We start from the raw sequence: 10015 nt of genomic DNA on the forward strand, positions 1-10015 counted from the left end.
TAGGGGTTGGGCGGATACGAACCGACGGCAGCGGTGCGACCGTAACCGGGGTCCGGGCGCCACGGGAATGCGCCGTGCCAATAGTTGGCCAGTCGCGCATCACCCGCTTCGCCCTCCTCACCCCAGGTGAATTCGGCGCCGTCCACACCGCCGCGGGCCGCGGCTTCCCACTGCGCCTCGGTCGGCAGCGCCCGGCCCTGCCATATCGCGTAGGCGGCCGCGTCCTCGTGCGCGATATGGACCACCGGGTGGTCGGGCCGGTCGGCGATCGACGACCCGGGCCCTTCGGGATGGCGCCACGAGGCGCCGGGCGTCCAGCGCCACCACAGGTTCAGATGCCGCAGGTCGACCGGGCCGGAGGTCCCGGTGAACACCATCGAGCCGGGTTGCAGGTTCTCGACCGGCGCCCCCGGGAAGTCGGCCGGATCGAGCGGACGTTCGGCGACGGTGCGGTATCCGGTTTCGGCGACGAACCGTTCGTACCGGGCGTTGGTGACCTGCCGAGTCTCGATGGCGAAGGAGTCCACGGCCACCCGGTGGGCGGGCCGCTCCTCCGGATAGTGACGGTCGGAACCCATGGTGAAGGTCTGTGCTGGTATCTGGCGTACGTCGGTGGCGATCGACATATTCACAGTCACGGGCCGTTCCTACGAATCGGGTGTGAAGATCTGCGCCCAGTCATTTTTCATGCTGATCACCGTCCAGTCGTTGCGACGCGCGTGCGCGAGGGCATCCTCGGCGCCGGCGACGTAGTCGAATTCGCGTTCGGCGTCGTCGTGCAGGATGAGCATGCGCAGCGACGGCGCGCCCGCGAGTTCGGAGAACGACAGCATGGGCAGATCGCCGTTGGAATTGCCGACCGACAGAATGGGCCGGCGGCCGATCCGGCTCCAGATTCGGATCGGTTTCTCCGGTCCGTCGTCGAAGAAGTCCATCGCGGATTTGTAGAGCAGGTCGCTGCGGCCTTCCTGTTCGCGATAGGTCAGCCCGAGCGCACTGCCGATCACTCGTTCCGGCGGCACCCCGTAGAGATCACCCGCGACCGGGCGCATGAAATCCCGGTCGCCGCCGGAGGCGATGTAGGTGGTGAATCCGTTGTCGCGCAGGTACCACAGCAATTCGACCATCGGCGCGAAACCACAGCCGTGGTACGGGCGGCCGAGAGTCGGGTGGGCGGCGTCGGCGAAGAATGCCGCCACCCGCGCGTCGTAGTCCTCGACGGTGATCTCGCCGAAGGCGCGAGTCACCGCGCCCATCAACAACTTCAGATCGTCGTCGTCACCGTGATAATGCTTGACCATCGCCGCACCGAGCCACTGGAGGTCCTGCTCGTAGGCCGCCCGCCACGGCTGTTGCGTGCGCAATTCCGGTTCCTGCTCCGCCATTTCGGCCAGTCGCCGGATGGTGAAATCGAGCTGGATCGGCATCGGTTTCTCACACCACAGGGTGCCGTCGTTGTCGAATACCGCGATCCGTGCGGACGGTTCGACATATCCGGATCCGTCGCGATCGGTGACGCGAGCGACGAAATCGACTATGGCGGAGGTGGTTTCCCCGTCGTTCCAGGATTCCAGCGACACCGCCATCGTCAGTCCCGCGCGAGGAAGTCGTGCAGTTTGGCGACGGCGTGATCGATCGTGAACGACGCCGGTTCCTGTCGCGGCGGGAATTCCTTGAACGTCTCCAGGAACGCCGTGCAGATGGCCGTCCCGTAGAAGGCGATGTAATCGTGGTCGAGGAACCAGTCCCAGTAGGTGTTGGAGGTGACATCGGCCCGCTCGAACGGGTCCGTGCGCAGATTGAACAGTTTCGGCACCCGCAGCGGGGTGAACGGTTCGGCCCAGATACCGAGCGTGCCCTGTTTGCGCTGCTCCATGAACACGATCTTCCAATTCTCGAACCGGATTCCGAGCACATCGCAGTCGTCGGAGAAATAGACCATGCCGCGCCGCGGGCTGTGCTCGGCCGCGCCGGTGAGATAGGGCAACAGGTTGTAGCCGTCGATGTGGACCTTGAACGTCTTGTCGCCCACCGCGTATCCCTGCTTCAGCTTCTCGACGACATCGGGTTCACCGGCCGCGGCGAGCAGGGTCGGCAGCCAATCATGGTGCTGCACTATGTCGTTGGAGATCGAGCGGGCCGCGATGCGGCCCGGCCAGCGGATCACCTGCGGCACCCGGAACGCACCCTCCCAGTTGGTGTCCTTCTCACTGCGAAACGGGGTGGTCGCGCCGTCGGGCCAGGTGTTGGCGTGCGGGCCGTTGTCGGTGCTGTAGATGACGATCGTGTCGTCGGCCAGCCCGAGTTCGTCGAGGGCATCGAGCACGCGGCCCACATTGCGATCGTGGTCGATCATCGTGTCGTGGTACGGCGACTGCCAGAATCCGGCCTGCCCGACACTTTCCGGTTTCGTATGCGTGCGCAGGTGCATGTGGGTGAAGTTCAGCCAGACGAAGAACGGGGTGCCCGCCTGCTGCTGGCGGGTGAGGAAGTCCACGCAGGCCTCGGCCACGTCCTCGTCGATCGTCTCCATCCGCTTCTTCGTCAGCGGGCCGGTGTCCTCGATGCGCTGCTTGCCGACGCGCCCGAAGCGCGGATCCTCGGTGGGGTCGTCCTCGTCGGTCGCCCACGAGTGCAGCACCCCGCGCGGGCGTTGCAGGTCGTACAACCGCGGATAGGCGTCCTTGTGCGGATAGTCCGGCAGTTCGGGTTCCTCCTCCGCGTTGAGGTGGTAGAGGTTGCCGAAGAATTCGTCGAAGCCGCGGACCGTCGGCAGGAACTTGTTGAGGTCGCCGAGGTGGTTCTTGCCGAACTGGCCGGTCGCGTAGCCGAGCGGTTTCAGCAGTTCGGCGATGGTCGGGTCCTCGGGCGCCAGCCCGATACCCGCGCCCGGCACCCCGACCTTGCTCATGCCGGTGCGATAGACACTCTGCCCGGTGATGAAGGAGGCCCGCCCGGCCGTGCAGCTCTGTTCGCCGTAGGAGTCGGTGAACCGCATGCCCTCCTCGGCGAGCCGGTCGATGTTGGGCGTGCGATAGCCCATCAGGCCGTCGCTGTAGCAGCTGAGATTGGTGATCCCGATGTCGTCGCCCCAGATCACCAGGATGTTCGGCTTCGAATCCGGCACAGCGGCCTCCTTCGGCGCAGGTGAACTACCCTGCCGAAACCCTGCCCGCACCCGCGCGCGGACACCTCACCCGCGGCGGGTGATTGCGGTGAGGCGGGGCCCGGGTGTTCATCTCGTCACATCGCCCGGTCAGCGCTTTCCAAGCCCATTACTCATCGGTAATATACGGTGTAAGTTACCCGCGAGTAGAAGGCGGATATTCCGTCCGACACCCGGTGTGGAGACACATGGGCGGGAACGGCACACACCGACCCGCACCGACTCAACGGAGAGTGAGTAACAGAGATGGGCCATTACAAGAGCAACGTCCGCGACCTGGAGTTCAACCTCTTCGAGGTGCTGGGCATCGGCTCGGTGCTGGATTCCGGCGCCTACGGTGACCTGGACACCGACACGGTCAAGAACATCATCGACGAGGTACGCCGCCTGGCCGAGGGCCCGGTCGCCGAGTCCTTCGCCGACGCGGACCGCAACCCGCCGGTGTTCGACCCCACCACCCACAGCGTCTCCATTCCGGAGTCGTTCAAGAAGTCCTTCAAGGCCTACGAAGAGGCCGGCTGGAACAAGGTCGGCCTGAACGAGGAGCTGGGCGGCCTGCCCGCGCCGCGTTCGGTGGTCTGGGCCCTGAACGAGATGATCCTGGGCTCCAACCCGGCCGTCGCGATGTACGCCGCCGGTGGTCCGTTCGGCCAGATCTTCTGGAACAACGCCACCGACGAGCAGAAGAAGTGGGCCGAGATCGCCGTCGAGCGCAACTGGGGCGCCACCATGGTGCTGACCGAGCCCGACGCGGGTTCCGACGTCGGCGCCGGCCGCACCAAGGCCATCCAGCAGGAGGACGGCTCCTGGCACATCGAGGGTGTCAAGCGGTTCATCACCTCCGGTGACTCCGACGACATGTTCGAGAACATCTTCCACCTGGTGCTGGCCCGCCCCGAGGGCGCCGGCCCGGGCACCAAGGGCCTGTCGCTGTTCTTCGTGCCGAAGTTCCACTTCGACTTCGAGACCCAGACCCTGGGCGAGCGCAACGGCGTGTTCGTCACCAACGTCGAGCACAAGATGGGCCTGAAGGTTTCGGCCACCTGTGAGGTCACCTTCGGCGGCCACGGCGTGCCCGCCAAGGGCTGGCTGGTCGGCGAGGTCCACAACGGCATCGCGCAGATGTTCGACGTGATCGAGAACGCCCGAATGATGGTGGGCACCAAGGCCATCGCGACCCTGTCGACCGGTTACCTGAACGCGCTGGACTACGCCAAGCAGCGGGTGCAGGGTGCGGATCTGACCCAGATGACCGACAAGACCGCGCCCCGCGTCACCATCACCCACCACCCGGACGTGCGCCGCTCGCTGATGACGCAGAAGGCCTACGCCGAGGGCCTGCGCGCCATCTACCTCTACACCGCCGCGCACCAGAACGAGGACATCGCTCAGCTGGTCTCGGGCGCCGACAAGGACCTCGCGTTCCGCGTCAACGACCTGCTGCTGCCGATCGTCAAGGGTGTCGGCTCGGAGCGGGCCTACCAGTACCTGACCGATTCGCTGCAGACCTTCGGTGGCTCCGGCTTCCTGCAGGACTACCCGATCGAGCAGTACATCCGCGACGCGAAGATCGACTCGCTGTACGAGGGCACCACCGCCATCCAGGCGCAGGACTTCTTCTTCCGCAAGATCGCCCGCGACCGCGGCGTGGCGCTGGCCCACGTGGCCGGCCAGGTGCAGAAGTTCATCGAGTCCGAGGCCGGCAACGGCCGCCTGAAGGGCGAGCGCAAGCTGCTGGCCACCGCGCTCGAGGATGTGCAGGCCATGGCCGCCACCCTGACCGGTCACCTGATGGGTGCGCAGGAGGACGTCAAGGAGCTGTACAAGGTCGGCCTGGGTTCGGTCCGCTTCCTGATGGCGGTCGGCGACCTGCTGATCGGCTGGCAGCTGCTGCGTCAGGCCGAGATCGCCATCAAGGCGCTCGACAACGGCGCCACCGGCTCCGACGAGGCCTTCTACACCGGCAAGGTCGCGGTCGCGCAGTTCTTCGCCCGCAACGTCCTGCCGGAGCTGACCGCCACCCGCACCGTGCTGTCCAACCTGGACAACGACGTGATGGAGCTCGACGAAGCGGCCTTCTGATCGTCTTCTCGACCACCACGTGAACACAGCGGCCCCGCCTCTCGCATTCGGGAGGCGGGGCCGCTGTCGTCGCGGGTTATAAATGTGACGAGAGTTTCGTCGGCATATCGCACGCCGTCGGCCGATGGCAGGCACAATACCCACGGCGCGACTCATGGAAGGAAATTCGGAATATGAGACGACTGTCCGCCCTGGCCGGAGCTTGCGCGGCGGTCGCGCTGCTGGGCCTGACGGCATCGCCGGCCGGAGCCGACCCGAACAACATCAATCCGATTCCGGGGCTGAACGGCATCAACGGATTGCCGCAGCTTCCGGGCCCGACGCAGGCGGTCTACCAGGCCACCGGGATGGCCTCGCCGAACCGGACCCAGAACCAGAACGTGCTGGGCACCGACCTCGGCATCATGTGGGACGACGGCCGCGGGCAGATGATCACCGCCTACGGCGACACCGCCGGACTCGGCGTGCCGAACGTCCTGGCCGGCAGCATCTGGGCGTGGCGCTCGAACGTGCTGTTCCGCAGCCCGGCCGGTGCGGACCCGTCGGCGGGGCTGAACTACACGAGCTTCGTGGACAATCCACTGCCCAGCCCCAAGATTCCGGGTATCGAGATCAGTTTCATCCCGACCGCGGGCATCTCGGTCAACGGCGTGCAGTACATGTCGATGATGTCGGTGCGGGAATGGGGCCCGGACGGGCACTGGGACACCAACTTCTCCACGATGGCCGTCTCCGGTGACGACGGCCAGACCTGGGCGCAGCTGCCGACCACCCGGCGCGGCAACGAGAACGGCTTCCAGAGCTTCCAGCAGAACGCCTTCCTGAAGGCCGGCGGCTACGTCTACAAGTACGGGACCCCGGCGGGCCGCAACCAGCCCGGATTCATCGCCCGGGTCAAGGAAGCCGATATCGCCAATATCGACGCCTACGAGTACTGGGACGGCGGCGCGTGGAAGCCGAAGGACGCCAATGCCGCCAAGCCGATCGTCGGTGGTGTGGGCGAGCTGTCGGTGCAGTGGAACGCGCATCTGGGCCAGTACGTGATGCTGACCACCGACCCCTTCGATTCCGTGGTCATGCGGACCGCGCCGAACCCGGAGGGTCCGTGGAGTGCGCCGCGCGTGCTGGTCGATGTGCGCGATCTGCCGACCATGTACGCCCCGATGATCTACCCGTATCAGACCGGCAGCGACCTGTACTTCCTGCTGACCATGCACAACCAGTACAACGTCGTGCTCATGCGCACGCCGCTGTAGGCGGGCGGGAGCCGGAGTCGTCGACGGGCGCGAGCCCGGAGGATACGAAGACGGCTCCGTGCGGTTGCCGGGTCGGGGGTCTGGCAACTGCACGGAGCCGATCTGATTATCGGGGCCGAGCCCGGGGCGTTACACGATTCGTTTCGACACCGGAGAAATTCTCGATCGGGGCACCGGGGACAATCGAGGGCGATTGCGGTACGGGGCGCTGATCTCACGCCGCGGTGCAGCAGCAAGCAGAGCTCGGACATGCCGAAGCTCGGACGACTCGAGGAGAAGAGTATGCAGCTGGGAATGATCGGGCTCGGCCGAATGGGTGCCAATATCGTGCGGCGCATCGTCAAGGACGGGCACACCGCGGTCGGCTACTCCCGGCACGAGGACCAGATCAAGGAATTCACCGACGAACTGGGCGACAGCTTCCAGGGTGCGACCGACTACGCGGCGTTCGTCGCGCTGCTCGAGAAGCCGCGCGTGGTCTGGGTGATGATTCCGGCCGGCGCGACCGGCGCGGTCATCGACCAGGTCGCCGACCTGCTGGAGCCGGGCGACATCATCATCGACGGCGGCAACAGCCGCTACCACGAGGACATCAAGCGGGCCGCGGCGCTGGCACCCAAGGGAATCCACTACCTCGACATCGGCACCTCCGGCGGCGTGTGGGGCCTGGACCGCGGCTACTGCCTGATGATCGGCGGCGAGGCCGAGCAGGTCGCCCACCTGGAACCGCTGTTCCGGTCGATCGCCCCGGGTGTCGACGCCGCCGAGCGCACCCCCGGCCGCACCGGTGAGCCCTCCCCCGCCGAGCAGGGCTACCTGCACTGCGGCCCCGCCGGTGCCGGGCACTTCGTGAAGATGGTGCACAACGGCATCGAATACGGCGCGATGGCGGCCTACGCCGAAGGCCTGAACATCCTGCACAAGGCCAATATCGGCAAGGAGCTCGACGACGCGCATTCGGCCGAGGTGTCCCCGCTGGAAAACCCCGAGTACTACCAGTTCGACATCAACGTGCCGGAGGTCACCGAGGTGTGGCGGCGCGGTTCGGTGGTCGCGTCCTGGCTCCTGGACCTGACCGCGGCCGCCCTGCACGCCGATCCCGACCTGACCAGCTTCGGTGGGCGGGTGTCGGATTCGGGCGAGGGCCGCTGGACCATCCACGCCGCGATCGATGAGGGCGTGCCCGCGCCGGTGCTCTCGACCGCGCTGTACGAGCGTTTCTCCTCGCGTGGTGAGGCGCTCTACGCGGACAAGGTGCTCTCGGCCATGCGCAAGGCGTTCGGCGGGCACAACGAGCTGCCGGGCAAGTAGGCCGCGGCCGGAGCGGCGCACGCCGAACCGGAACGAAGGCCCCTACCGCGTCGGCGGCAGGGGCCTTTCTCGCATCGTGTCTCGCTCAGCTCAGGCTCTGGACGGCGCGGCCGACCATGTCCAGCGCGGCCAGCGGTCCGAAGGTGAGCAGATAGCCCAGTCCCCAGGGGAATGCCATGATGTCTCCACTCAGTCGAATTGCCGGTCCATCCAGTCGATGGTCTGCATGCCGAACAGATCCGTGCCCCAGCCGTACAGGTCGGTGAGCATCGTGACCATCGAACAGTCCGTGGGCTGGTAGGTGACATCGGTGCCCTGCGCCCGGTAGGTGTCGGCGAGCTCGCGCGAATCGGCCGCGGGGACCAGCGACATCGGCGAATCGTCCTTCGCGCACGAGGTGATCAGCACCTTGGACGCCGGCGCGCCGGAGCGGCCGAGCCGGTTGTCGTCGAACACCGGCTGGAACGCCGGTTCGTCGGCGGGATTCAGTCCCGAGTCGAACATCGTTCGCAAGGGGATGAACGGCATGCTGAAGTAGGCGTCCTGACATTGACCGCGGAAGACCTTCGCCACCGCCTGCCCGGCCGGATTCAGTTTCGAATCGAGTTGCATCTCAGGATATTTCGGCTCCAGCCCGAGCAGGGTGGCGAACGCGAAGCCCGAACCCACCGAACCGTCGGCGACCCGCATGAAGTTGCGCTGATCGACCACCATGCCTTCCAGCACGGTGGATTTCACGTTCAGCTCGGGTGCGTAGGACGGTTGCAGTTCGGCCGAGAAGCCCGCACCGACACCACCGCCGGCGATCCCGAACAGCGCGACCTGAGCCTGCGGATTCAGCCCGGCCGCATCGAAATTCAGCGCCGCCCGGGTGCCGTCGAGCTGGGTGTGCGCGGCGTACTTACCGGCGAAAACACCGTGCGGGGACCGGTCGGCGTCGTTGCCGACGTCGGAGATCATCACCGCGTAGCCCTTACCGAACATCAACGCCAGCGGCCCGAGCGCGGACCAGGACGCGCCGTCCAGCGGATCGCCGCCGGTCCACTGGGTACTGGGATGGCAGTTCCAGCCGACGCTGTCGTTGGCCTCCTGGTAGGAGACGACGTGCTTCTCGTTCGCGGGCTTGCCGTCTCGCGGAATCATCAGGATCCCGGTGCTGATCGCGGGCGTGACGCCGTCGCGTTCGGTGGTGACGTACATCAGCTTCCAGGCGTCGAGATTCGCCGGCTTCACGCCGGTGAACAGCACATCGACCTTTTTCGCTTTCACCACCGTGCCGGGTTTCTCCGCACCGGTCAGCGGTGGTTCCCGATAGAACGGGTCGTCGGCCCGCAACGCCTGGAACGCCTCCTGCGGGCTCGCCGGGGAAGCTCCTTGCAGCGAGCCGACGACGAATCCGTTGAAGACCTCGTTCAGGGTGGGCGTCTGCGGCGGAACGGGTTCCGCGGCAGCGGTTCCGGATACTCCGGCGCCCGCCGCGGCACAGACCACCGCGAGGGTGGTCATCGCCGCCAGTGTGTACTTCCTCATCGGCCCTCCTGTGTTCCGCCGGACGCCTGCACCGGATCCGCCGGCGTGACCGTCATTTCCTGTGCCGCCGAACTCAGCAGCTGCGGGATGTTCAGCAGCGGCCGATGGGATTCCAGCTGCACCTCGTACGGGGTTCGCAGTGCGGCTTCCAGTGCGGGCCAGTTGTTTTCGACCTGCCAGGTGTATTTGGGCAGCAGTTCGGTGGTGATGTAGTCCCAGCGGTCGTCGAGGACCGACCAGTTCCAGCTCGGCAGCGGCAGGCCGAGAATCATCGGGCGGCCGTCGGCGCCGGTGAAAGGCACACGCACGGGCCGGAATTCGCGCGGCGGCACGACACCGGCCACCGACGGCGAACCGGCGGCGCCGCTGAGGTAGGTGATCGCCGCGCCGACCGGCCCCTTGTAGTTGCGCACCTGGTCCCACTGCGCGCCGATCGCCCACTGCTGTTCCCGGCGCAGCAGGGCCGCATTGCCGGCGGCGATCCGATCGTGCGCGCCCGAGGCCACATCGCGCCAGGCGTCCATGATGTCGGCGCCGAACAGTCCGGCCCGCTCGAATTCCGCCAGCGCGGCGAGGCCACCGGTGACGTAGGCGTCGTGCATCGGCATGAGGTCGGAGAAGATGTTCTTCTGCATCACCAGGATCATGCCCAGAATCCATTGCAGGTCCC

General features: G+C 66.5%; 7 protein-coding genes and 1 pseudogene. 3 read left to right on the top strand and 5 right to left on the bottom strand.

Annotated elements, in window-relative coordinates:
• The 3 genes from RJ03_RS26080 to RJ03_RS26090 form a co-directional block, all read right to left on the bottom strand.
• Positions 1–626, bottom strand: a 626-nt coding sequence (locus RJ03_RS26080; RefSeq protein ID WP_036506805.1) for an SUMF1/EgtB/PvdO family nonheme iron enzyme, incomplete at its 3' end; no start/stop codon positions are given.
• A gap of 21 nt (positions 627–647) precedes the next feature.
• Positions 648–1586, bottom strand: coding sequence for an HAD family hydrolase (locus RJ03_RS26085; protein WP_036506808.1), 939 nt, complete (start codon positions 1584–1586; stop codon positions 648–650).
• 2 nt (positions 1587–1588) lie between these two features.
• On the bottom strand, positions 1589–3127 hold the full coding sequence (locus RJ03_RS26090; protein ID WP_036506811.1) for an arylsulfatase: 1539 nt from the start codon (positions 3125–3127) through the stop codon (positions 1589–1591).
• A 285-nt stretch (positions 3128–3412) separates the two neighbouring features.
• Between RJ03_RS26090 and RJ03_RS26095 the strand changes: the two genes are divergently transcribed.
• The 3 genes from RJ03_RS26095 (at position 3413) to gnd (ending at position 7815) form a co-directional block, all read left to right on the top strand.
• Positions 3413–5248: an acyl-CoA dehydrogenase gene (locus RJ03_RS26095; RefSeq protein ID WP_036506814.1), complete on the top strand. Its 1836-nt coding sequence runs from the start codon at positions 3413–3415 to the stop codon at positions 5246–5248.
• A gap of 173 nt (positions 5249–5421) precedes the next feature.
• A complete protein-coding gene (locus RJ03_RS26100) occupies positions 5422–6504 on the top strand; it encodes a glycoside hydrolase family 183 protein (RefSeq protein ID WP_036506817.1) in 1083 nt (360 codons plus the stop codon).
• 282 nt (positions 6505–6786) lie between these two features.
• Positions 6787–7815 carry a phosphogluconate dehydrogenase (NAD(+)-dependent, decarboxylating) gene (gene gnd, locus RJ03_RS26105; RefSeq protein WP_036506823.1) on the top strand — a complete coding sequence of 343 codons (1029 nt, stop codon included), beginning with the start codon at positions 6787–6789 and terminating at the stop codon, positions 7813–7815.
• Between the two features lie 189 nt (positions 7816–8004).
• Here the strand turns inward: gnd and RJ03_RS26110 are convergent, their stop codons facing one another.
• Both RJ03_RS26110 and RJ03_RS26115 read right to left on the bottom strand, forming a co-directional pair.
• Complete coding sequence (locus RJ03_RS26110) at positions 8005–9345, bottom strand: lipase family protein (RefSeq protein WP_036506820.1); 1341 nt, start codon at positions 9343–9345, stop codon at positions 8005–8007.
• Positions 9342–10015: pseudogene (locus tag RJ03_RS26115) on the bottom strand (hypothetical protein); the annotation flags it as partial. The pseudogene RJ03_RS26115 and the gene RJ03_RS26110, both read right to left, overlap by 4 nt.

Origin of the sequence: Nocardia aobensis NBRC 100429 (assembly GCF_000308375.1) — a bacterium.
Lineage (GTDB): Bacteria > Actinomycetota > Actinomycetes > Mycobacteriales > Mycobacteriaceae > Nocardia > Nocardia aobensis.

Bases quoted from the DNA above. Each gene is read 5' to 3' on its own strand.
- RJ03_RS26085 (WP_036506808.1), bottom strand. From the start codon at position 1,586: ATGGCGGTGTCGCTGGAATCCTGGAACGACGGGGAAACCACCTCCGCC.
- RJ03_RS26095 (WP_036506814.1), top strand. From the start codon at position 3,413: ATGGGCCATTACAAGAGCAACGTCCGCGACCTGGAGTTCAACCTCTTC.
- RJ03_RS26100 (WP_036506817.1), top strand. From the start codon at position 5,422: ATGAGACGACTGTCCGCCCTGGCCGGAGCTTGCGCGGCGGTCGCGCTG.
- gnd (WP_036506823.1), top strand. From the start codon at position 6,787: ATGCAGCTGGGAATGATCGGGCTCGGCCGAATGGGTGCCAATATCGTG.
- RJ03_RS26110 (WP_036506820.1), bottom strand. From the start codon at position 9,345: ATGAGGAAGTACACACTGGCGGCGATGACCACCCTCGCGGTGGTCTGT.